Consider the following 23,589-nt stretch of genomic DNA (forward strand, 5'->3'; position numbering starts at 1 on the left):
ATAAGTGGGAAAAGCGGGGTAGAGACTAACCCTGATCGACCGTTGAATGTGTTTCCCGCATTGTGCACATCCGCATCGCTTCTGATGCTGGCCGATTGTTTATATGTGCTGCTGTCTGCTGATCAGACCGCTTCTGCACCACGTTCACCGGTGCGGATGCGGATTGCTTCCTCAATCGGTGAAACGAAGATCTTGCCATCGCCGATCCGGCTGGTCTGGGCGGCGTTCTGGATGGCCTCGATTGCGCGTTCGACGAGATCATCTTCCATGACCACTTCGACTTTAACTTTAGGCAGGAAATCGACGACATATTCAGCGCCGCGATAGAGTTCGGTGTGACCCTTCTGGCGACCGAAACCCTTGGCTTCGGTAACGGTCAGGCCCTTGATGCCGATCTCGTGGAGCGCTTCTTTTACCTCATCAAGTTTGAACGGCTTGATGATGGCTTCTATCTTTTTCATACGCTTGCTTTCAGGCTGGTGTAATGCGGCAGGCCAATCGACAGGATGCCGACTGAAAATCCGCTTGAGAGAGAGCTGATCTGATCATCTGCTGAGTTGATCGTTGCGTCGCGCACATAGCATGGGCTGTGCCAGACTCATAAGCGCCATGTTTATCAATGATTTAGTCAAATTGCGTCAGGGCAGCACGCCAGTTTTTAGTCGCTCTGATGCGCGAAAAATGTGCGATTGCCTAAAAAACGGGCAGTGTTGTTCTGCAACGAAATGATTTTTGCGTCAGGTTGCCCCTTGATTTTACCAACGCATTGGGCCAAAACGCTGACCTCTGATGAGTTGCAAACCTATTGTGCTTGTCATGGCGACTGTAGCTCAGCGGTAGAGCACTCGGTTGTGATCCGAGCTGTCGCGGGTTCAATCCCCGTCAGTCGCCCCATTTTCCCTGCTTCATTTACCGTTTTCATCTGTGATATCTGATCGGTATGTATTTTCCCGATCAGAATTGGCTGCTGACGCCTGCCCAGACCCAATCGGCTGACCGTGCCTATGTTGCGGCCGGTGGCGACAGCTGGCAGCTGATGCGCAATGCTGCGGGTGTCGTGACCAGCTATATCCTCGAGACCTTGCCCTGTCGTCCGCTGCATGTCCTCTGTGGGCCGGGCAATAATGGCGCCGATGGTCTCGTGGTTGCCGCGATGTTGCGGGAGATTGGCTGGCCGGTGAGCGTCAGTCGTCTGGCCGCACTGCCGTCCTCCGGTGATGGTGAGAAGGCGGTGGCCCTCTGGGGTGATGATGTGCCGCTGGCTGATCCGCAAAACCCGGTTGCCGCGACTTATTATGTCGATGCGCTGTTCGGGGCCGGTCTCAATCGTGATCTGGACGGCGATGCTGCGACACTGGTTCGGGCGATCAATGACAGCGGCAGGACGGTTATCTCGATTGATATGCCAAGCGGCATTGACGGTGCCGATGGCGCGGTTCGGGGCGCGGCGATCCGTGCTCACCATACGGTCAGCTTTTTCCGGGCCAAGCCGGGCCACTGGCTGATGCCCGGTCGTGGCGCTTGTGGCCAGCTGCATATCGGCCAGATCGGTCTCACGCCGACCAATGTGTCCGAAGCGATCAGAACTGCCCTCAATGACCCGCTGATCTGGCGCGACGCGCTGCCGGGGCTTGATGTGCGCCATAAATATGAGCGCGGGCGGCTCTGGATTGCGGGCGGGGCGGAGATGACCGGGGCTGCCAGCCTCGCGGCATCGGCTGCCATGCGCGCCGGTGCCGGGCTGGTTGGCATCGCCGCACCAACGAACGCGGCGTACATATATAGAGGCCGGGAGCGGGCGCTGATTGTCTCAGAGGCGGACAGTCTCGACCGGTTTGCCAGTCTGCTGGTTGAGAAAAAGCCTGATGCCATCGTCATCGGGCCGGGTCTTGGGCTGAGTGCGGATAGCAAGGACAAGGTCGGTGCAGTTCTCAAGCATGGGGGACCAGCGGTCATTGATGCCGATGCCCTGACAGCCTTTGCCGACGATCCCGATGCTTTGTTTCGGCAGTTGAGTGCACATCATGTGCTGACTCCCCATGAGGGCGAGTTTGCCCGGTTGTTCCCCGATCTGACCGGCTGCCGGATTGATCGGGCCAGAGATGCCGCCGAACGGGCAGGGGCGATCATTATACTCAAGGGGCGGGATACGGTTATCGCCCTGCCGGATCGGTCGGTGCTGATCAACAATAATGCCCCGTCAGGCCTTGCGGTGGCCGGTAGTGGTGATGTTCTGGCCGGTATTATCGGTGCCCTGCTGGCTCGCGGTATGCCTGCTGACAAGGCCGCACCGGCTGCGGTCTGGCTGCATGGGGCGACGGGAAAACTGGCGGAAAACGGTGCTATTGCTGATGACTTACCGGGTTGTGTTGCGCGGGTGCTGGCGCAGTTATAAATTGAGCCGAATTTTATCTAAATATTGCTAGTAATTTTCAAAATTTAAAATATTTGCAAAGCCTAAACAAATACACAAAGACTACTGTTAGTGTTGTTTGTGAAGGGTGGGAAAAGATGAGTTTCCTGCAAATTTTAACTAAAAGCCCAAAATACCCGGCGGTCGAGATCGGTTGCCATTATGAGCGCAATCTCTGCAGCAGTCTGACCGAGACGGCGGAAGTTGTCGCCATGACCCGGGATGCCTCCGGCATTCCCCATGTCCAGTTCAGATATTGTCTGCAGCGCCATGGGCGGATCGAACAGACCGACCGCCGAACGCTGGCGCTCGAAGCGTTTCAGGGCATGTTCTCGGGCATGGCCCGCGCCTGACTGGATCTGGTGGCCGGATCAGGTGACCGGATCAGGCTGGTTTCGATAAGGCCCGCCATTTTATTGGCAGATTATTGCCCGGGCCTTTTCGTTCTTTAAATTTCCCGGCTTCCTATGCTAACACCCGGCTTCATGTTGCGGGCGTGGCGAAATTGGTAGACGCGCTGGTTTTAGGTACCAGTGGCTTTGGCCGTGGGGGTTCAAGTCCCTCCGCCCGCACCATATATATACCGGACATCAACAGATTTCGGGGAAAAACGCTGGACGCGCTGCGTCCAATGTTGCAAAAGCCCACAGCAGAGAACCGGGCTGACCGATCCTGACGATGATGCAGCCACCCTTAGACCAGCTTCGAGATTTACACATGCAAGTTACCGAGACCGCCAGCGACAGCCTGAGCCGCTCATATCGCGTAAAAATTCCTGCCGCCGACCTTGAGAGCCGGGTCAATACCCGCCTTCAGGAAATGGGCAAGGAAGTCAAAATGCCGGGCTTCCGTCCGGGCAAGGTGCCACTCAACATGCTGCGCCGCCGCTATGGCCAGAGCGTCATGGGTGAAGTGGTCGAGCAGGCCGTCAATGATGCCGCCAGCAAAACCATTCAGGACAACGAACTGCGCCCTGCGGCCAGCCCGTCCGTCGAGGATGTGAAGTTCGAGGAAGGCACCGATCTTGAGTATACCCTCAACATCGAATTGCTGCCTGAGTTTGAACTGATCGACTTCAGCAAACTGAAGCTTGAGCGTCCGGTTGCCGAGCCTGATGACAAGCAGGTTGATGATGCCCTTGAGCGCATCACCGCCAATAACAAGCGCGGTCAGGACCTGAAGCGCAAGCGCAAGTCGAAGAAAGGTGACCTCGTCACCATCGATTTTGACGGTTCTGTTGATGGCGAGCGCCGTCCCGGCATGCAGGCCGATGATTTCGAGCTGGAGCTCGGCAGCGGCAAATTCATCGACAATTTTGAAGACCAGCTCATCGGCACCAATATCGGCGACGATGTGACCGTCAATGTGACCTTCCCGGAAAATTACGGTGAGCAGTCACTGGCGGGCAAGGCTGCGGTCTTCGAGGTCAAGATCAAGAACATTCAGGAAATGGTCTCTCCCGAGATCGACGACGAACTCGCCAAGTCATTCGGCAAGGAAAACGTCGCTGACCTGAAACAGGCGGTCAAGGACCAGCTCAAGTCTGAATTTGATCAGCTCAGCCGCAACCGTCTGAAGCGTGATCTGCTCGACAAGCTGGCCGGTGAGTTCAGCTTCGACGTGCCACCACGCATGGCTGAGAACGAATTCAACCAGATCTGGGCCCAGATTGAACAGGCCAAGAAAGACGGCCACCTGACCGGTGAAGATGCCAAGAAGTCTGATGACGAACTGAAGGCCGAGTACAAGGAAATCGCCGAGCGTCGCGTGCGCCTTGGTCTGGTTCTGTCCGAAGTCGGCACCAAGAACGATATTCAGGTCGCCCAGGACGAGATCACCCGCGCCATGCTCAATGAAGCACGTCGTTTCCCGGGTCAGGAAGCACAGGTAATCGAGTATTACCAGAAGCAGCCTGAAGCACTCGCATCACTGCGCGCACCGCTGTTTGAAGAGAAGGTCGTCGATTACATCATCGAGCTGGCCAAGATCACCGACAAGAAGGTGACCCCGGAAGAGCTGGCACAGGACCCTGATCAGGAAGAAGGCCACGTTCACGGCCCTGATTGCGATCACGACCACTAAGTTTGGAAACAGCGGTCGGGTCGACTGATCTTTCAGCCGCTGATTCTGGTTAATTGAGTTGAAAAAAGGGTTCACTGGCACTGCCGTGAACCCTTTTTTCATACTCTTTGCGGATGATGCACAGGCAAACGTAAAAAAATTCGTGATTTAACGAACCACAAGCTTGCACAGGGGGGCAGGCGCATTATTGTCGTGAGTATAAAGAATTCCGTAGCGTCCTGTCCGGAGCCTGAAATCCGGAAAGCCGGGACATCACAGAGGTTAATATGGATACGCAGATGAATTCCCTCATCCCGATGGTGGTGGAGCAGACCAACCGTGGGGAGCGGGCTTTTGACATTTATTCCCGCCTGCTGAAAGAGCGGATTATCTTCCTCACCGGTCCGGTTCACGATCAGGTTGCGTCCGTGATCTGTGCCCAGCTGCTGTATCTGGAATCCGAGAATCCGAAGAAGGATATCTCCTTCTACATCAACTCGCCGGGCGGCATCGTGACCGCCGGTCTCGCGATGTATGACACCATGCAGTACATCAAGTGCGATGTCTCGACCGTCTGTATGGGGCTGGCTGCGTCCATGGGGTCACTGCTGCTGACCGCGGGTGCGCCGGGCAAGCGTTTTGCCCTGCCAAATTCCAAGATCATGATCCACCAGCCATCAGGCGGTGCGCAGGGTCAGGCGACGGATATTGAAATTCAGGCCAAGGAGATACTTAAAACCCGGGCCCGCCTTAACAATATGTATGTGAAGCATACCGGTCAGAAACTCGGCGTTATCGAGGAAGCCATGGAGCGTGACAACTTCATGGACCCGGATGAGGCAAAAGCATTCGGCCTTATCGACGAGGTGGTTACCAGCCATCCGCTGCCATCTGCTGAAGATAACGGCGACGACAAGAAGTCCGGCAAGAAGGATTAATGCGCAATCGGATGGTTGATCCAGCCGTGAAGCGTGGTAATGATTGATGTGGTCGGGATTGACCCGGCCACCGATTTTCCGGTGATGAGGGCGCGATAGCGTCTGGGAGTTAAGATGACAAAATCATCAGGCGACGATACAAACGGTGGCGGCAGCGGCGACAGCAAGAATACGCTGTACTGCTCGTTCTGCGGGAAGTCCCAGCATGAAGTGCGCAAGCTGATTGCTGGCCCGACGGTTTTTATCTGTGATGAGTGTGTTGAGCTCTGCATGGATATTATCCGTGAAGAGAACAAGACCCAGCTGGTCAAAGCGAAGGACGGGGTTCCGACGCCACGTGACATCAAGGCTGTGCTTGATGATTACGTGATTGGCCAGAGCCACGCCAAACGGGTTCTGTCAGTTGCGGTTCACAACCACTACAAGCGTCTGTCTCACAGCGCCAAGGGTGGAGAAGTCGAGCTCGCGAAATCCAACATCATGCTGATCGGTCCGACCGGTTCCGGTAAGACCCTGCTGGCGCAAACCCTGGCCCGCATCCTTGATGTGCCGTTCACCATGGCTGATGCCACCACCCTGACCGAAGCCGGTTATGTCGGTGAGGACGTGGAAAACATCATCCTGAAGCTGCTGCAGGCTGCCGACTACAATGTCGAGCGGGCCCAGCGCGGCATCGTCTATATCGATGAGGTCGATAAGATCAGCCGCAAGTCTGACAACCCCTCGATCACCCGTGACGTATCGGGTGAGGGTGTCCAGCAGGCCCTGCTGAAAATCATGGAAGGTACGGTTGCATCGGTTCCGCCGCAAGGTGGCCGCAAGCATCCGCAGCAGGAATTCCTGCAGGTTGACACCACCAATATCCTGTTCATCTGCGGCGGTGCCTTTGCCGGTCTCGACAAGATCATCGGCCAGCGCCACAAGGGCAGTTCTATCGGTTTCGGTGCCGATGTGAAGGATGAGGAAGAGCGACGCGTCGGTGATGTTCTGCGTGAGCTTGAGCCGGAAGATCTGCTGAAATTCGGTCTTATCCCTGAATTTGTTGGTCGTCTGCCGGTGATCGCGACCCTTGAAGATCTCGATGAGGATGCACTGGTTCAGATCCTCAGCGAGCCGAAGAACGCATTGGTCAAGCAATACCAGCGCCTGTTCGAGATGGAGAAAATCGATCTCCAGTTCAAGGAAGATGCGCTTAAGGAAATCGCCCGTAAGGCAATCGAGCGCAAAACCGGTGCTCGTGGTCTGCGCTCGATCATGGAGAGCTTCCTGCTTGATCCGATGTTCGATCTGCCCGGCCTTGATGATGTCGAATCCATCGTCATCAACAAGGATGTGGTGAACAAGGACGGCCAGCCGCTCTACATCTATTCCGATAAAAAGGATGAGGCGGCGTCGAGCGCGTCGTAATGCTGCCGCAGGCAAGCAGAATTGATTGGAAAAGGCGGCCTTGGCCGCCTTTTTTGTGTCGCGTCAAGGCCATACTGGGTTGTCGAAACCACGGCGCTACTTGAACTGTCAGGCAGGCACCGCCATTTAACTTCTCATGGGTTTTTCACCAGCTATGATGGTGATGACAGAATATTTCATGGAATTAGCCATTCCATAACCTGCGTAACAAACTATGATCGAGGCTTGGCCCTTATGGCTGGCCTTTCCCGATAGCCCAATCTGGAGTTTTTGTTCATGAGCGATCCATCGGCTGCGGCCCAATACCCGGTTTTGCCGCTCCGCGATATCGTTGTTTTCCCGCATATGATCGTGCCGCTTTTTGTCGGACGGGAAAAATCCGTGCGGGCACTTGAAGATGTCATGGCTGATGACAAGCAGATCCTGCTGCTGACCCAGCGTGATGCCGCGCAGGATGATCCGGAGCCGAAGGACCTGTTCGACATCGGTACCGTCGGCACGATCCTGCAACTGCTGAAACTGCCCGATGGCACCGTGAAGGTGCTGGTTGAGGGCGCGCAACGCTGCCGGGTGACAGATTTTTCCGATAATGACGACTTCTTCGAGGCCGGCATCGAAATGCTGCCCGATGAGGATGATACCGACCGTGAGCTGGAGGCGCTGTCCCGCGCGGTGGTTTCCCAGTTCGAGCAATACATCAAGCTGAACAAGAAAATCCCGCCGGAAGTACTGGTCTCGATCAATCAGATCGAGGAGCCGAGCAAGCTTGCCGATACGGTTGCCTCGCACCTGTCTCTGAAGATTGTCGAGAAGCAGGAGCTGCTCGAAATCCGGTCGATTGCCGATCGCCTTGAGCGCGTCTATGCGCTGATGGAAAACGAGATCGGCGTGCTGCAGGTTGAAAAGCGTATCCGCACCCGCGTCAAACGCCAGATGGAGAAAACCCAGCGCGAGTACTATCTGAACGAACAGATGAAGGCGATTCAGAAGGAGCTGGGCGAGGGCGAAGAGGGCCGGGATGATCTGGCCGAACTCGAAGACAGCATCAAAAAAGCCAAGATGCCGAAAGAGGCGCGCGAGAAGTCCATGGCCGAGCTGAAAAAGCTCAAATCCATGAGCCCGATGTCTGCTGAAGCCACGGTTGTCCGCAATTACCTCGACTGGATGGTCTCTATTCCATGGTCGAAGAAGACCAAGGTGAAAAAGGACATCAAGCTGGCGCAGGAAGTTCTCGACCGCGACCATTATGGCCTCGACAAGGTCAAGGACCGGATTCTCGAATATCTTGCCGTGCAGCAACGCATGGACAAGGTTAAGGGCCCGATCCTCTGTCTCGTCGGCCCGCCCGGTGTTGGTAAAACCTCGCTCGGCAAGTCAATCGCCGAGGCGACCGGTCGTAATTTCGTGCGCATGTCTCTGGGCGGTGTCCGGGATGAGGCCGAGGTGCGTGGTCACCGCCGGACCTATATCGGCTCCATGCCCGGCAAGATCATTCAGGGCATGAAGAAGGCGAAGTCCAACAACCCACTGTTCCTGTTCGACGAGATTGATAAGCTTGGTGCCGATTGGCGCGGTGATCCGTCATCCGCGCTGCTGGAAGTGCTCGATCCCGAGCAGAACACCAGCTTTGCCGATCATTACCTCGAGGTTGATTACGATCTGTCCAATGTCCTGTTCTTCTGCACGGCCAATTCCCTGCGGATGCCACAGCCATTGCTCGACCGGATGGAGATCATCCGTATCCCCGGCTATACCGAGGACGAGAAGATCGAGATCGCCAAGAAATACCTGCTGACCAAGCAGATGGAAGCCAATGGCCTTAAAGACGGCGAGTTCAGCATTTCCGACGAGGCGCTGCGCGAGATCATCCGCCGTTACACCCGGGAAGCCGGGGTGCGTAACCTCGAGCGCGAGATTGCCAATCTCTGCCGTAAATCGGTGAAGGAAATCCTGATCGAGAAACTCGACAAGATGTCGATCACCAAGCGCAACCTCGAGAAATATGCCGGTATTCCGCGCTACCGCTTCGGCGTTGCCGAGGAGGATGATCTGGTCGGTGTCGTCACCGGTCTGGCCTGGACCGAGGTTGGTGGCGAGTTGCTCTCCATCGAATCAGTGGTGCTGCCGGGCAAGGGCAAGGTGACCATGACCGGCAAGCTCGGTGATGTGATGCGCGAATCAATTCAGGCAGCTGAAATGTTCGCCAAATCACGCAGCCATGAATTCGGTATCAAGCCGACCCTGTTCCAGAAGCGGGACATTCACGTTCACGTGCCGGAAGGGGCGACGCCGAAGGATGGTCCATCGGCCGGTGTTGCCATGATTACCTCAATAGTCTCCGTGCTGACCCAGATTCCGATCCGTCGGGATATCGCCATGACCGGTGAGATTACCCTGCGTGGCCGGGTTCTGCCGATTGGCGGGTTGAAGGAGAAACTGCTGGCAGCACTGCGCGGCGGGCTGAAAACCGTGCTGATCCCGATCGACAATGAAAAGGACCTGCGCGATATCCCGGACAACGTGAAAAGCGGTCTGGAAATCATCCCGGTCAGCACTGTCGATGAGGTTCTGAAACACGCTTTGACTCGACCTGTTGAACCCATCGAATGGGACGATTCAGAGCTCGATAAAGAGTCAGTTCCACCTGCAACTGATGGAAATGACCCCTCGGAAGTGGTCAGACACTAAAAAATCCCGGAAAACTGCACGATTCGGTGGATAATTTTCGTTAGTTTGGTTTGACGAGCAGGTTGGCCAGCACTACACTCCGCCGCGGTTTTCCGGGCTTTTATATCTCACGTATAAAAGCCCGACCGATTTCTTCATGACCTCAAAAGGGGGCCCCTAAATTGAATAAGAACGAACTGGTCGCAGAAGTTGCGACAGCTGGTGATTTCAGCAAGGCCGATGCTGCCAAAGCCGTTGAAGCCGTTTTTGACGTAATCAGCAATGCACTCAAAAAAGGTGACGAAGTCCGCCTCGTTGGTTTTGGTACCTTCCTGGTAACCAAGCGTGCCGCTTCTGAAGGCCGCAACCCACGTACCGGCGAAACCATCAAGATCCCTGCTTCCAACCAGCCTAAGTTCAAAGCTGGTAAGGGCCTTAAAGAAGCCGTTAACTAATAAATTAGCGTTTTTTTACGCGACGCATATTGCCCGGCCGTAGGTTCTAGTGGTACACCCCACGAAGAATTTACGGCCGGAAATTTTGGGCGGTTAGCTCAGTTGGGAGAGCATTCGGTTTACACCCGAAAGGTCACTGGTTCGAGCCCAGTACCGCCCACCATCCACCCGGATGAAAAGCCGATCAAAAAAATCGCAATTCACCTGCTAATCGTCGTTGACACAGCGCAATGTGCGACGTAGGTAATGGCCCTCGCGATGAACGAGGTTAAACAAGATCATCGCCTGCGCGGGTGTAGCTCAGTTGGTTAGAGCGCCGGCCTGTCACGCCGGAGGCCGCGGGTTCAAGTCCCGTCACTCGCGCCATTTTCTTTCGTTTACCGAACGTCAAACAGCACGCTGATACACTCAGGCGTGCTTTTTTGTTGCCTGATGCCGGTCAGGGGTGGAACACCCTTGCAGTGGTATTTAGAATCATTATAGCTTCGCTTTGTCGCGGTGCAGCGCTGCCAGACCCTCTTGGTTTTTAGCCTGCCCGCGCATATTCATTTGCTAGCGCCTGTCTTAAGGCGTATGCCATGCGAACTTCCGGGGCCTGAACGTCAAGCTGGCGCCCGGTTCTGTTGATAAATAGAAACGAGAGCCTGGATCATGGATCCCGAACTAAACGTTCTATTACTGGAATATCTGCCAATTCTGGTGTTCCTCGTAATCTCAATCGTCGTTTCCGGTGCTGCTTACGGCCTGTCATATCTGGTTGGGGTGAAGAAGCCGGACGCGGAAAAAGTCTCGGCCTATGAGTGCGGTTTCGATGCTTTTGGCGATACCCGGACCCGGTTCGACGTGCGCTACTATCTCGTTGCGATTCTGTTCATCATCTTCGACCTTGAGGTCGCATTCCTGTTTCCCTGGGCAATCTCCCTCGGTCAGATCGGCATGTTCGGTTTCTGGTCCATGGTCTCGTTCCTGACCATCCTGACCATCGGCTTTGTCTATGAGTGGAAGAAGGGCGCGCTCGAGTGGGAGTGAGCCTTCAGGCAGTTTTCAACGTTACTCGGTCATTGAGGTAACAAGGCGGAATACATGAGTAATTCATCGATCATTCAGCCCGCACAGGCGATTTCAACCGACGGTCGCGGCCTGCCGCCCGGTGCGGCGCAGAATGCCCTGATACAGGCAGCGACAGACGAGCTGCAGGACAAGGGCTTTGTTGTCGCCAATATGGAAAAGCTGGTCGACTGGGCGCGTACCGGTTCGCTCTGGCCGATGACCTTTGGCCTTGCGTGCTGTGCGGTGGAGATGATCCACGCCTATATGAGTCGCTATGACCTCGACCGGTTCGGGGTTATCCCGCGCCCGAGCCCACGGCAATCAGATGTGATGATCGTTGCCGGTACCCTGACCAACAAAATGGCCCCGGCGCTGCGCAAGGTCTATGACCAGATGCCGGAGCCACGCTGGGTCATTTCCATGGGCTCTTGTGCCAATGGCGGCGGCTATTATCACTATTCCTATTCGGTTGTGCGTGGTTGCGACCGGATTGTTCCCGTCGATATCTATGTTCCCGGCTGCCCGCCGACCGCCGAAGCGCTGGTTTACGGCATTCTGCAACTGCAGAAGAAGATCAGCCGCGACGACACTCCTCTATTCCGGTAAGCGATCATGTCAGACGAACAAGCAACAGCGGATACCGAAGAGGCAGAGGCAAAGGTCGAGGGACCACTTGCCGAACTGCTCGACTATCTCGTCGACTCATTCGGTGACAGGCTGATCGAATCATCGATTGAGAAGGGCGAGCTGGCGCTGGTCGTCGCCCCTCGGGATGTCTTTGGTGTCATCAGCTTCCTGCGCGATGACCAGAACTGCCTCTGTACCCAGCTGATTGATCTCTGCGGGGTTGATTACCCGTCGGAAGACCCGCGTTTCGAGGTGGTCTACAATCTGCTGAGCATGAAGCATAACCATCGTGTCCGGGTAAAACTGCGGACCAATGATGATGAAGCCGTGCCGAGCATCGTCGGTATTCATCCTGCGGCAGGCTGGTTCGAGCGTGAGTGCTGGGACCTCTATGGCATCTTCTTTGACGGCAATCCCGATCTGCGCCGGATTCTCACCGATTATGGTTTCGAGGGCCATCCGCTGCGCAAGGACTTCCCGCTGACCGGTTTTGTCGAGATGCGTTATGACGAACAGCAGAAGCGCGTGATCTATGAGCCGGTAAAACTGACCCAGGATTTCCGCACCTTCGACTTCCTCAGCCCATGGGAAGCCATGACCGATGTGCAGCTGCCGGGTGATGAGAAAGCCCTGAAGCCGTTTACCGGCGAAAAACCATCAGAAGAGAAGGGAGCCTGAACCGATGAACATGCAATCAGGAACCCTGAGCCCGGCCTCAAGCGGCGCTGCCGATGAAACCCGGATCAAGCCATATACCTTCAACTTCGGCCCGCAGCACCCTGCGGCCCACGGCGTATTGCGTCTCGTCCTTGAAATGGACGGTGAGATTGTTGAACGCGCCGATCCGCATATCGGCCTGCTGCATCGTGGCACCGAGAAGCTGATCGAATACAAGACCTTCATTCAGGCAGTGCCGTATTTCGACCGGCTCGATTACGTCTCGCCGATGTGTCAGGAACATGCCTATGCGCTGGCGGTCGAGAAACTGCTCGGCATTACCGCGCCGCGCCGTGGCCAGTATATCCGGGTGCTGTTCTCGGAAATCACCCGTATCCTGAACCACCTGTTGAACATCACGACCTTCGCCCTCGATATCGGTGCGCTGACGCCAGCGCTCTGGGGCTTTGAAGAGCGTGAGAAGATGATGGCGTTCTATGACCGTGTCTGTGGCGCGCGTCTGCACTCCAACTATTTCCGCCCCGGCGGTGTGCATCAGGATATGCCTGCAGGGCTGGCCGAGGATATCGGCGCCTATATGGATGAGTTTCCGAAATTCATCGATGATCTCGACAACCTGCTGACCGAGAACCGTATCTTCAAGCAGCGTACCGTTGATATCGGCGTCTGTACCCAGGAAGAGGCGGTGGCATGGGGCTTTACCGGCCCGATGATCCGTGGTGCCGGTCTGCCATGGGATCTGCGCAAGTCGCAGCCTTATGATGTCTATGACGAGGTCGAGTTCGACGTTCCGATCGGGCACACCAACGACTGTTACGCCCGCTATCTGGTCCGTATGGCCGAGATGCGCGAGAGTGTCCGGATCATCAAGCAGTGCCTTGAGAAAATGCCATCCGGCCCGGTCAAGGTCGATGACCGCAAGATTGCGCCGCCACCACGCGGCGAGATGAAGAAGTCGATGGAAGCGCTGATCCACCACTTCAAACTCTATACCGAGGGCTATCATGTCCCGGCTGGTGAGACCTACACCGCGGTCGAGGCACCAAAGGGCGAATTTGGTGTGTTCCTCGTAACCGATGGCACCAACAAGCCTTACCGCTGCAAGATCCGCGCGCCGGGTTTTGCGCATCTGCAGGCCATGGATTTACTGTCGAAGGGCCATATGCTGGCGGATGTGCCGGCAATTATCGGTTCCCTTGACGTCGTGTTCGGAGAAATTGACCGATGATTATGGCGACCCCACCCAAACATGTGGATCAGCCCAAGAGCTTTGAGTTCACGCCGGAGAATCAGGAGAAGATCAAGGAGATCATCTCCCGCTATCCGGAAGGCCGTCAGCAGAGCGCGGTGATGCCGCTGCTCGATCTGGCACAGCGCCAGCATGACAACTGGATCCCAACAGCGGCCATGGTCAAGATTGCGGAAATCCTCGATATGCCTGAAATCCGGGTATTCGAGGTTGCCACCTTCTACACCATGTACAACCTCGCGCCGGTCGGGAAATACCTGCTCCAGTTCTGCACCACCACGCCGTGCATGCTCTGCGGTTCGGACGATATTCTCGACGGCGTGAAGAAGAAGCTCGGCGTTGGCGTTGAAGAGACCACTGAAGACGGGCTGTTCACGATCAAGGAAGTCGAATGCCTCGGTGCCTGCGTGAATGCGCCGATGGTACAGATCAACGACGATTATTACGAAGACCTGACCCCGGAGCTGATGGAGCAGCTGCTCGACAAGCTTGCGAAGGGTGACGAGGTCAAGGTTGGCTCACAGCAGGGGCGTACCGGCTCCATGGCGGCATCGGGCCCGACCACCCTTAAAGATTTGGCACCGGCAGAGTAGGCGACAGATACCATGCTGCAGGATAAAGACCGTATTTTCCCCAATATCTATGGCTGGCTTGGCGCTGATCTGGAATCCGCCAAGAAGCGCGGTGACTGGGACAATACCAAGGATATCATCGCCAAGGGTCGCGAGGCCATTGTCGAGGAGATGAAGACCTCCGGCCTGCGTGGTCGTGGTGGTGCGGGTTTCCCGACCGGTATGAAGTGGTCCTTCATGCCGAAGGAAATCGGCGACCGTCCGCATTACCTCGTGATCAATGCCGATGAATCCGAGCCCGGTACCTGTAAGGACCGGGAGATCATGCGCCATGAGCCGCACAAGCTGATCGAAGGTGCGCTGATTGCCGGTTTCGCCATGGGTGCCCATGCGGCCTATATCTACATTCGCGGCGAGTTCTATAACGAAGGCTCGGCCATCGTTACCGCGATCAAGGAAGCCTATGCCGCCGGTCTGCTGGGCAAGAACGCTGCCGGTTCCGGCTGGGACTTCGACGTCTATCTGCACCGCGGGGCAGGGGCCTATATCTGCGGTGAGGAAACCGCACTGATCGAAAGTCTTGAGGGCAAGAAGGGCCAGCCGCGCAACAAGCCGCCATTCCCCGCAATGGCCGGTCTCTATGCCTGCCCGACCACGGTCAATAATGTCGAGACCATCGCTGTATCACCGACCATCATGCGTCGTGGCGGCGAGTGGTTTGCCGGCTTGGGCCGTCCGAAGAACCACGGCACCAAGCTGTTCTGTATCTCCGGTCATGTGAACCAGCCCTGTAATGTTGAGGAAGAGCTCGGCATTCCGATGAAGGAACTGATCGAGAAGCACGCGGGCGGTGTCCGTGGTGGCTGGGACAATCTGCTGGCGGTTATCCCCGGCGGGTCATCAACCCCGTGCCTGCCGAAAGATATCTGCGATACTGTGCTGATGGACTTTGACAGCCTGCGTGAGCAGAAATCAGGTCTTGGTACTGCCGGTCTGATCGTCATGGATAAATCCACGGATATCGTGAAAGCGATTGCCCGTCTGTCGCGCTTCTACACCCATGAGAGCTGTGGCCAGTGCACCCCGTGCCGTGAGGGCACCGGCTGGATGTACCGGGTGATGCAGCGCATGGCGAGCGGCAATGCCAAGATCGAAGAAATAGACATGCTGCTCGATGTTACCAGCGAGATCGAAGGGCACACCATCTGTGCCCATGGTGACGCATCCGGTTGGCCTATTCAGGGTCTGATCCGCCATTTCCGCCCGGAAATGGAACGTAAAATTCATGAGTATCGCCGTCAGGCCGAGTCCGGTCCGGCGGTCGCAGCCGAGTAGGTCTGTATTATGCCAAAGCTAACCATCAACGGTATCGAGGTCGAAGTCGAACCCGGTACGTCGATCCTTCAGGCCTGTGAACAGGTTGGCGTGGAAATTCCGCGCTTCTGTTACCACGACCGTCTGTCGGTCCCGGCAAACTGCCGGATGTGCCTCGTCGAACTCGAGGGCGCGCCGAAGCCTGTTGCCAGCTGTGCCATGGCCGCCGGTGACAACATGAAGGTGCTAACCGGGTCGGAGAAGGTGAAAAAGGCGCGTAACGGCGTCATGGAAATGCTGCTGATCAACCACCCGCTTGATTGCCCGATCTGTGATCAGGGCGGCGAGTGTGATCTGCAGGATCAGGCCATGGGCTATGGCTTCGACCGCAGCCGGTTTGCAGAAAACAAGCGAGCAGTGCAGGATAAGTATCTGGGACCACTGGTAAAAACCGTGATGACCCGCTGCATTCACTGCACCCGTTGTGTGCGTTTTGCCGATGAGGTTGCCGGTGTGCCGGAAATGGGCATGACCGGTCGTGGCGAGCATTCCGAAATCGGGCCTTATATCGAAAAGGCTATCTCCACCGAGCTTTCCGGCAATCTGGTTGATGTTTGCCCGGTCGGTGCGCTGACCTCCAAACCCTATGCCTTCAATGCCCGTCCATGGGAGTTGAAGAAGACCCAGACCATCGACGTGCTCGATGCTGTCGGCTCGAATATCCGCATGGATGCGCGCGGTTCTGAAATCCTTCGGGTTCAGCCACGTCTGCATGAGGATGTGAACGAGGAATGGATTTCCGATAAGACCCGCTATGCCTGTGACGGCCTGAAAAAGCGTCGTCTCGACAAGCCTTATGTCCGGATTGACGGCAAGCTGCAGCCGGTTGACTGGCCGGAAGCCTTCGAGGCAATCCGCAAGGGGCTTGATGGCGTCAAGGGTGACGAGATCGCGGCGATTGCCGGTGATCAGGCCGATGCCGAAACCATGTTCCTGCTGAAGGAACTGATGGCGTCGCTTGGCTCCAGCAATCTTGAGTGCCGTCAGGATGGCGCGAATTTCGATCCGACCGTACCTGCCGGTTACCTGTTCAACAGCAGCATTGCCGGAATTGAACAGGCTGATGTGATCCTCGTCGTCGGTGCCAATCCGCGCGTTGAGGCTCCGCTGGTCAATGCCCGTATCCGCAAGCGTTACCTGCAGGGTGGCCTGACGGTCGGCATGATCGGGGTACAGGAAAACCTGACCTATCCGTATCAGTATCTGGGCGCTGGCCCACAGACCCTGGCCGATGTGATTGCCGGTAACGGTGATTTCGCCAAGGCGCTGAAGGATGCCAAGAACCCGCTGGTTATTGTCGGCATGGCGGCCTTCCGCCGTGATGACGGTTTAGCCGTACAGGCCGAGATCGCCAAGCTGGCCGATACCTACGGCATGGTGCGTGAAGGCTGGAACGGTATCAGCGTTCTGCATACTGCGGCTGCACGGGTAGGGGCCCTGAGCCTCGGCTTTGCGCCTGCGGATAAAGCCCGCAGTTTCAATGATTTGATGGCCGATGTTTCAGCGAAAAAGGTTAAGGCACTTTATCTGCTTGAAGCGGATGAAATGCCGGTTGAGCCGCTGGACAACGCCTTTGTCATCTATCAGGGCCATCATGGCGACAAGGTTGCCGGCAAGGCCGATGTGATCCTGCCGGGCGCGGCCTATTCCGAGAAGACCGCGATCTACATGAATATGGAAGGTCGGGTGCAGTCGACCCGCCGCGCCGTGTTCCCGCCGGGCGATGCCCGTGAGGACTGGACCATTGTCCGGGCGCTGTCGGAAGTGCTGGGCAAGACGCTGCCTTATGACAGCCATGGCGCTGTTCGCAAGGCACTGATGGAAGCCTATCCGGCCTTTGCCGCGATTGATACGCCACTGGTTGCCAAGCCTGCCAAATTTGGCACGGAAGGTGCGGTCAGTGATGCGCCATTCGGTGTGGCGATTGAAAACTTCTACCAAACCTGTGCTATCTCACGCGCGTCCGACACCATGGCGGCCTGCGTTGCCGAGATCGTGAAGGGTGAACGTCCCGATACCGCTTCAAGGACCGGTACAGATGGCTGATTTTGTCACTACATACGTTATCCCCGGTGCCTGGATGCTGGGGCATATCGCGCTGATCGTTGGTGTGATCCTGCTGGCTGTTGCCTATCTCACCTATGCCGAGCGCAAGGTGCTGGGTGCGGCGCAGCTGCGTCAGGGGCCGAACATGGTCGGTCCATTTGGCCTGCTGCAGCCGATTGCCGATGGCGTCAAGCTGCTGTCCAAGGAGATCATCATCCCGAGCGGTGCCAACCGCCTGATCTTCGTGCTGGCGCCAATGCTGACCTTCTTCCTCGCGTTGGTTGCCTGGGCGGTGATCCCGGTTGATGAGAACTGGGTACTGGCCAACATCAATGTCGGTGTTCTGTATCTCTTCGCCATCTCATCCCTCGGTGTTTATGGCGTGATCATGGCCGGTTGGGCATCCAACTCGGTCTATGCCTTCCTCGGTGCTATGCGTTCAGCGGCCCAGATGGTCTCTTACGAAGTGTCCATCGGTCTGGTGATCGTGACCGTGCTGCTCTGCACCGGTTCACTGAACCTGCAGGAAATCGTGCTTGCCGACCGTCCGTTCTGGATGTGGGTACTGCTGTTCCCGATGCTGATCGTGTTCTTCATCTCCTGCCTTGCAGAGACCAACCGGGCACCGTTTGACCTGCCGGAAGGTGAGAGTGAGATCGTGGCCGGTTTCCACGTCGAATATTCGGCTATGGGCTTCGCGCTGTTCTTCCTCGGTGAATACGCCAACATGATCCTGATGAGCGGTATTACCACCGTGCTGTTCCTCGGCGGCTGGCTGCCACCGTTCGGCATGGATTTCGCGCCGTTCAATCTGGTCCCCGGCATCATCTGGTTCGCGCTCAAGACATCATTCTGTCTGTTCGTGTTCCTCTGGGTGCGTGCAACCCTGCCGCGCTACCGTTATGACCAGCTGATGCGTCTCGGCTGGAAGGTGTTCCTGCCGTTTTCATTGCTCTGGGTACTGGTTGTTGCCGGTATCCTCGTCGCCACCGATAGCTTGCCGGCATAAGAAGGAGAGCTTCGACCCATGGCCCTACTGGACCGCACAGCACAGAGCTTTCTGCTCGCCGAGATCGTTAACGGTCTCGCGCTGACCCTGAAATATATGTTCAAGCCGAAGGTTACCCTGAACTATCCGTTCGAGAAGGGACCGATCAGCCCGCGTTTTCGTGGTGAACATGCCCTGCGCCGCTATCCCAACGGGGAAGAGCGCTGCATCGCCTGTAAACTCTGTGAAGCCGTGTGTCCGGCACTGGCCATCACCATCGAGGCCGAGCCACGCGATGACGGTTCACGCAGGACGACTCGCTATGACATTGATATGACCAAATGCATCTATTGCGGTCTGTGTCAGGAAGCGTGCCCGGTCGATGCCATCGTCGAGGGACCGAACTTCGAATTCGCGACCGAAACCCGCGAAGAACTCTACTACAACAAGGACAAGCTGCTCGCTAACGGTGACCGCTGGGAAGCGCAGATCGCCTCTAATCTTGCAGCCGATGCTCCCTACCGTTAAACCCTGCGCTGACCGGTGAGCCGGTTGACGCGGACCTGAATTTTTCCGACCTGTTCCATATCGGGACAGGAAACAAGCCACGAACGAGACTACGATGAGCCTCAGCGCCTTCGCATTCTACTTGTTTGCCGTGATTACGGTGCTTAGCGGTACAGCCGTTATTACCTCAAAGAATCCCGTGCATTCAGTATTCTTCCTGATCCTCGCCTTCTTCAATGCGGCGGGTCTGTTCATTCTGATGGGTGCCGAGTTCGTCGCGATGATCCTCGTCATCGTCTATGTCGGCGCGGTTGCCGTGCTGTTCCTGTTTGTCGTCATGATGCTCGACATCAATTTCGAGGAACTGCGCACGGGCATGAAACGCTACCTGACCATGGGGGGATTGCTCGGGATTGTCTTCCTCGCCGAGCTGATCTTCGTGTTTCAGGCAGGCCTGTCCGGTGCAACGGTTGAGCAGGCGACGCCGGATGGTGCGCGCTCCAATACCCACGCGCTCGGCGCACTGCTCTACACCGACTATTTCTTCATCTTCCAGTTGGCTGGTCTCGTGCTTCTGGTGGCGATGATCGGGGCGATTGTTCTGACCCTGCGCAGCCGTCCGGGCGTGCGCAAGCAGAAGATCGCCGATCAGGTCGCCCGTCGTCCCGATGACGTGGTGGCCATCCGTAAAGTGCCAACCGGCAGCGGTATCTAAGGGCAGGGGGAAGCAGACATGGAAATCGGTCTTATTCATTATCTGGTCGTCAGCGCGATCCTGTTCACCCTCGGCGTGATTGGCATCTTCGCCAATCGTCGGAATGTCATTGTCATTCTGATGTCGATCGAACTGATCCTGTTGTCAGTCAATATCAACTTCGTCGCCTTTTCGGCCTATCTCGGTGATCTCACCGGTCAGGTCTTTGCGATGTTCATTCTGACCGTTGCAGCGGCTGAAGCTGCGATCGGCCTCGCTATTCTGGTGGTGTACTTCCGTAACCGCGGTTCGATCGCGGTCGAAGACATCAGCATGATGAAGGGTTAAGGGCTAAATCATGGAAATCCTTGCCATCTTCCTTCCCGGTCTTGCGGCACTGATTGTCGGCCTGTTCGGCAGGGCGCTCGGTGATCGCGGGTCACAGATCGTGACCTGTGGCGCGATGACCGTTTCGGCTGTGCTCGCCGTGATCCTGCTGTTTCAGTACGCAGGCACCCATGAGTCCCATGCCGAGGAACATGTGATCCATCTGCTGAACTGGATCAAGTCCGGTGACCTTGAACTCGCCTGGGCACTCCGCTTCGACACCCTGACCGCCGTTATGGTCTTTGTGGTCAATCTGGTCTCATGCCTCGTGCATTACTATTCCGTCGGCTATATGAGCCACGATCCGTCCAAGCCACGGTTTATGGCCTATCTGAGCCTGTTTACCTTCGCCATGCTGATGCTGGTGACCGCCGACAACCTGATTCAGCTATTCTTCGGTTGGGAGGGCGTGGGCTTGGCATCCTATCTGCTGATCGGTTTCTGGCATCACAAGGACAGTGCCAATCAGGCATCCATGAAGGCGTTTGTTGTAAACCGCGTCGGTGACTTCGGCTTCCTGCTCGGTATTCTGACCATCTTTGTCATCTTCGGTACCGTCCAGTTCAGCGAGTTGCTTGATCCGGTCGTTATCGCTGACAAGGCCGGTGCGGTCTTCACCTTCTTCGGCTATCAGGGCCATGCGCTGACCATTGCTTGTCTGCTGCTGTTCGTCGGCGCGATGGGCAAGTCGGCTCAGCTCGGCCTGCACACTTGGCTGCCCGACGCGATGGAAGGCCCGACCCCGGTGTCGGCCCTGATCCACGCGGCAACCATGGTGACCGCCGGTGTGTTCATGCTTAGCCGCCTGTCGCCGATCTTTGAATATGCGCCCGATGCGCTGATGGTTGTGGCGGTTCTCGGTGCCTGTACCGCTTTCGTTGCGGCGACCATTGGCCTGACTCAGTTCGACATCAAGCGGGTGATCGCCTATTCGACCATGAGCCAGCTCGGTTACATGTTCTTCGCCCTCGGCGTTTCCGCCTATAGTGCCGCGATCTTCCACCTGATGACCCACGCCTTCTTCAAGGCGCTGCTCTTCCTTGGTGCTGGTTCGGTCATCCACGCCATGTCCGATGAGCAGGACATGCGCCAGATGGGCGGTATCTGGAAAAAGATCCCGTTCACCTATGCGATGATGTGGATCGGTTCTCTGGCGCTGGCCGGTATCCCGCTGTTCGCCGGTTATTATTCCAAGGACATGGTCCTTGAGGCGGCATGGGCCGATCATACCGGTATCGGTGAGTTCGCCTACTGGATGGGTATTGCCGCTGCGATCATGACCGCCTTCTATTCATGGCGTCTGATCATCATGACCTTCCATGGCAAGCCACGCGCGAGCGAGGATGTCATGAGCCATGTTCATGAATCACCACTGGTTATGACCATTCCGCTGGCCATCCTTGCCGTCGGTGCGGTGTTTGCCGGCTTCATCGGTTATGAATACTTCGTCGGTCATGACCGTGAAGCATTCTGGGGAGCGTCGATCTTCGTACTCGCCGTCAATGACACGATTGAAGCGGCCCACCATGTTCCGGCATGGGTCAAGAAGGCACCGCTGGTTGCGGCCGTTCTCGGCATCGCCTTTGCCTATCTGTTCTATATGTTCAAGCCGGGCCTGCCTGCGCGCGTGGTTGGTCTGATCAAGCCGATCCATACCTTCGTGTTCCGCAAATGGATGTTCGACGAGCTTTACAACAAGGTCTTCGTCAGCGGCTCCATGCAACTCGGCAAGGGCTTCTGGAAGAACGGTGACGGCGCTGTTATCGACGGTCTCGGCCCGAATGGCATGGCCTCGCTGTCCAAACGGATCGCCGGTCGCTTCAGCCAGATCCAGACCGGTTATGTCTATCACTATGCATTTGCCATGCTGGTCGGGGTAATCGCCCTGGTCGCCTGGTATCTCAGCCGTCAGGCGGGGTAATAAACAATGTCTTGGCCTGTATTATCAGTCGTTACGTTCCTGCCGCTGGTCGGCGTGCTCTTCCTCCTCATGATCAATGATGATGAGGCGGCGACCGCACGCAATTCCCGCTGGGTTGCGCTGTTCACCTCTGTCACCACCTTTGTCATCTCGCTGTTCGTGCTGGTCGGTTTCGATCCGTCCGTAGCCGGGTTCCAGATGGTGGAGCAGGTTGAGTGGCTGCCGGCCCTCGGCCTCAGCTACAAGATGGGCGTTGACGGTATCTCTGTCTGGTTCGTTCTGCTGTCGACCCTGCTTGTGCCGGTCTGCATCATTGCCAGCTGGGAATCCATCAAGACCCGTGTGCGCGAATACATGATCGCCTTTCTGGTGCTTGAGACCCTGATGGTCGGTATGTTCTGTGCCCTTGACCTGATCCTGTTCTACATCCTGTTCGAGGGTGTGCTGATCCCGATGTTCCTGATCATCGGTATCTGGGGTGGTCAGCGCCGGGTCTATGCTGCGTTCAAGTTCTTCCTCTACACACTGCTCGGCTCGGTTCTGATGCTGGTGGCCATGCTGGCGATGTACTGGCAGGCGGGTACCACCGATGTTGAGGCGCTGCTGCAATTCGGCTTCCCGTCCGACATGCAGTACTGGCTGTGGCTCGCCTTCTTTGCCTCTTTCGCGGTGAAGGTGCCGATGTGGCCGGTCCATACCTGGCTGCCCGATGCCCACGTTGAGGCACCGACCGCCGGTTCCGTCATCCTTGCCGGTGTCCTGTTGAAGATGGGCGGCTACGGTCTGATCCGTTTCTCGATCCCGATGTTCCCGGAAGCGAGCGATTATTTCGCACCGCTGGTCTTTGCCATGTCCGTGATTGCGGTGATCTACACCTCGCTTGTGGCGCTGGTGCAGACCGACATGAAAAAGCTGATCGCCTATTCATCAATCGCGCATATGGGCTTTGTCACCATGGGGCTGTTCTCGCTGACCCAGCAGGGGATCGAGGGCGCGGTATTCCAGATGCTGTCACACGGTATTGTTTCCGGCGCGCTGTTCCTGTGTGTCGGTGTTGTCTATGACCGCCTGCATACCCGCGAGATCGTCCGCTATGGTGGACTAGTCAACAACATGCCGAAATATGCGGTCGTGTTCATGACCTTCACCATGGCGTCCATCGGTGTACCCGGTACCAGTGGCTTCGTCGGTGAATTCCTCAGCCTGCTCGGTACCTTCCAGGTTCAGAATATCGTCGCCACACTGGCGGCAACCGGTCTTATTCTCGGTGCGGCTTACATGCTGTATCTCTATCGTCGCGTCGTATTCGGTGTGGCGCCGAATGAGGAAGTTTCCGGTCTGCCTGACATGTCACGCCGTGAGCTTGGTCTCTTCATTCCGCTGATCATTCTGGTGTTCTGGATGGGTATCTATCCATCGACCTTCCTTGATCTGATGTCCGCGTCGGTCGAGGAGTTGATCAGCAATTATCAATTGGCAATGGCGACCGCTGCAGAGCAGGTAACCCAAATCGCTGAAATGCCTGTCACCGCACCCGTGTCAGGTCTGGAGTAAG

At 56.5% G+C, this 23,589-nt stretch carries 21 protein-coding genes and 4 tRNA genes; 24 read left to right on the forward strand and 1 reads right to left on the reverse strand.

Annotated features, from left to right (window positions below; all coding sequences use genetic code 11):
• Nucleotides 1–122: 122 nt before the first annotated feature.
• Nucleotides 123–461: a transcriptional regulator gene (locus tag CBB62_08275; GenBank protein ID OUT42266.1), complete on the reverse strand. Its 339-nt coding sequence runs from the start codon at nt 459–461 to the stop codon at nt 123–125.
• 358 nt (nt 462–819) lie between these two features.
• On the opposite strand from CBB62_08275, the gene CBB62_08280 reads away from it, so the two are divergent.
• The 24 genes from CBB62_08280 to CBB62_08395 all read left to right on the forward strand — a co-directional run bounded on the left by CBB62_08280 (nt 820) and on the right by CBB62_08395 (nt 23,588).
• Nucleotides 820–894 (forward strand) — tRNA-His (locus CBB62_08280).
• A 46-nt stretch (nt 895–940) separates the two neighbouring features.
• Complete coding sequence (locus CBB62_08285; protein OUT42267.1) at nt 941–2,395, forward strand: hypothetical protein; 1,455 nt, start codon at nt 941–943, stop codon at nt 2,393–2,395.
• Between the two features lie 116 nt (nt 2,396–2,511).
• Nucleotides 2,512–2,766: a hypothetical protein gene (locus CBB62_08290; protein OUT42268.1), complete on the forward strand. Its 255-nt coding sequence runs from the start codon at nt 2,512–2,514 to the stop codon at nt 2,764–2,766.
• Between the two features lie 137 nt (nt 2,767–2,903).
• Nucleotides 2,904–2,988: transfer RNA gene (locus tag CBB62_08295), tRNA-Leu, on the forward strand.
• 142 nt (nt 2,989–3,130) lie between these two features.
• Nucleotides 3,131–4,495 (forward strand): trigger factor, encoded by a 1,365-nt coding sequence (locus tag CBB62_08300; protein OUT42269.1) that lies wholly within the window; start codon nt 3,131–3,133, stop codon nt 4,493–4,495.
• 266 nt (nt 4,496–4,761) lie between these two features.
• Nucleotides 4,762–5,412: an ATP-dependent Clp endopeptidase, proteolytic subunit ClpP gene (locus tag CBB62_08305; protein OUT42270.1), complete on the forward strand. Its 651-nt coding sequence runs from the start codon at nt 4,762–4,764 to the stop codon at nt 5,410–5,412.
• A gap of 114 nt (nt 5,413–5,526) precedes the next feature.
• Nucleotides 5,527–6,819 carry an ATP-dependent protease ATP-binding subunit ClpX gene (locus CBB62_08310; GenBank protein OUT42271.1) on the forward strand — a complete coding sequence of 431 codons (1,293 nt, stop codon included), beginning with the start codon at nt 5,527–5,529 and terminating at the stop codon, nt 6,817–6,819.
• A gap of 276 nt (nt 6,820–7,095) precedes the next feature.
• On the forward strand, nt 7,096–9,507 hold the full coding sequence (locus CBB62_08315) for an endopeptidase La (GenBank protein ID OUT42272.1): 2,412 nt from the start codon (nt 7,096–7,098) through the stop codon (nt 9,505–9,507).
• Nucleotides 9,508–9,668: 161 nt separating this feature from the next.
• Entirely contained in the window at nt 9,669–9,941 is a 273-nt protein-coding gene (locus tag CBB62_08320; protein OUT42273.1) for a DNA-binding protein HU, read from the forward strand.
• 87 nt (nt 9,942–10,028) lie between these two features.
• Nucleotides 10,029–10,104, forward strand: a tRNA-Val gene (locus CBB62_08325).
• 126 nt (nt 10,105–10,230) lie between these two features.
• Nucleotides 10,231–10,307, forward strand: a tRNA-Asp gene (locus CBB62_08330).
• 285 nt (nt 10,308–10,592) lie between these two features.
• On the forward strand, nt 10,593–10,970 hold the full coding sequence (locus tag CBB62_08335; GenBank protein OUT42274.1) for an NADH-quinone oxidoreductase subunit A: 378 nt from the start codon (nt 10,593–10,595) through the stop codon (nt 10,968–10,970).
• 54 nt (nt 10,971–11,024) lie between these two features.
• Nucleotides 11,025–11,597: an NADH-quinone oxidoreductase subunit B gene (locus tag CBB62_08340; protein OUT42275.1), complete on the forward strand. Its 573-nt coding sequence runs from the start codon at nt 11,025–11,027 to the stop codon at nt 11,595–11,597.
• A 6-nt stretch (nt 11,598–11,603) separates the two neighbouring features.
• Nucleotides 11,604–12,296 carry an NADH-quinone oxidoreductase subunit C gene (locus CBB62_08345; protein ID OUT42276.1) on the forward strand — a complete coding sequence of 231 codons (693 nt, stop codon included), beginning with the start codon at nt 11,604–11,606 and terminating at the stop codon, nt 12,294–12,296.
• 10 nt (nt 12,297–12,306) lie between these two features.
• Nucleotides 12,307–13,524, forward strand: coding sequence for an NADH-quinone oxidoreductase subunit D (locus CBB62_08350; GenBank protein ID OUT42715.1), 1,218 nt, complete (start codon nt 12,307–12,309; stop codon nt 13,522–13,524).
• 2 nt (nt 13,525–13,526) lie between these two features.
• Nucleotides 13,527–14,138 carry an NADH-quinone oxidoreductase subunit E gene (locus CBB62_08355; protein ID OUT42277.1) on the forward strand — a complete coding sequence of 204 codons (612 nt, stop codon included), beginning with the start codon at nt 13,527–13,529 and terminating at the stop codon, nt 14,136–14,138.
• Between the two features lie 12 nt (nt 14,139–14,150).
• On the forward strand, nt 14,151–15,452 hold the full coding sequence (locus CBB62_08360; GenBank protein ID OUT42278.1) for an NADH-quinone oxidoreductase subunit F: 1,302 nt from the start codon (nt 14,151–14,153) through the stop codon (nt 15,450–15,452).
• A 9-nt stretch (nt 15,453–15,461) separates the two neighbouring features.
• Nucleotides 15,462–17,537, forward strand: a complete 2,076-nt coding sequence (locus CBB62_08365) for an NADH-quinone oxidoreductase subunit G (protein OUT42279.1) — start codon at nt 15,462–15,464, stop codon at nt 17,535–17,537.
• Nucleotides 17,530–18,546 (forward strand): NADH-quinone oxidoreductase subunit H, encoded by a 1,017-nt coding sequence (locus CBB62_08370; GenBank protein OUT42280.1) that lies wholly within the window; start codon nt 17,530–17,532, stop codon nt 18,544–18,546. The genes CBB62_08365 and CBB62_08370 overlap by 8 nt, the downstream gene beginning before the upstream one ends.
• A gap of 18 nt (nt 18,547–18,564) precedes the next feature.
• Nucleotides 18,565–19,053, forward strand: a complete 489-nt coding sequence (locus CBB62_08375; protein OUT42281.1) for an NADH-quinone oxidoreductase subunit I — start codon at nt 18,565–18,567, stop codon at nt 19,051–19,053.
• 94 nt (nt 19,054–19,147) lie between these two features.
• The gene (locus CBB62_08380) at nt 19,148–19,747 is read left to right on the forward strand and encodes an NADH:ubiquinone oxidoreductase subunit J (protein ID OUT42282.1); all 600 of its coding nucleotides are present in this window, start codon (nt 19,148–19,150) and stop codon (nt 19,745–19,747) included.
• Nucleotides 19,748–19,765: 18 nt separating this feature from the next.
• Nucleotides 19,766–20,074 (forward strand): NADH-quinone oxidoreductase subunit K, encoded by a 309-nt coding sequence (locus tag CBB62_08385; GenBank protein OUT42283.1) that lies wholly within the window; start codon nt 19,766–19,768, stop codon nt 20,072–20,074.
• A 10-nt stretch (nt 20,075–20,084) separates the two neighbouring features.
• Entirely contained in the window at nt 20,085–22,034 is a 1,950-nt protein-coding gene (locus CBB62_08390) for an NADH-quinone oxidoreductase subunit L (GenBank protein OUT42284.1), read from the forward strand.
• A 6-nt stretch (nt 22,035–22,040) separates the two neighbouring features.
• The gene (locus CBB62_08395) at nt 22,041–23,588 is read left to right on the forward strand and encodes an NADH-quinone oxidoreductase subunit M (GenBank protein ID OUT42285.1); all 1,548 of its coding nucleotides are present in this window, start codon (nt 22,041–22,043) and stop codon (nt 23,586–23,588) included.
• Nucleotide 23,589 lies beyond the last annotated feature (1 nt).

The organism is Micavibrio sp. TMED2 (assembly GCA_002168225.1).
Classification (GTDB): domain Bacteria; phylum Pseudomonadota; class Alphaproteobacteria; order TMED2; family TMED2; genus TMED2.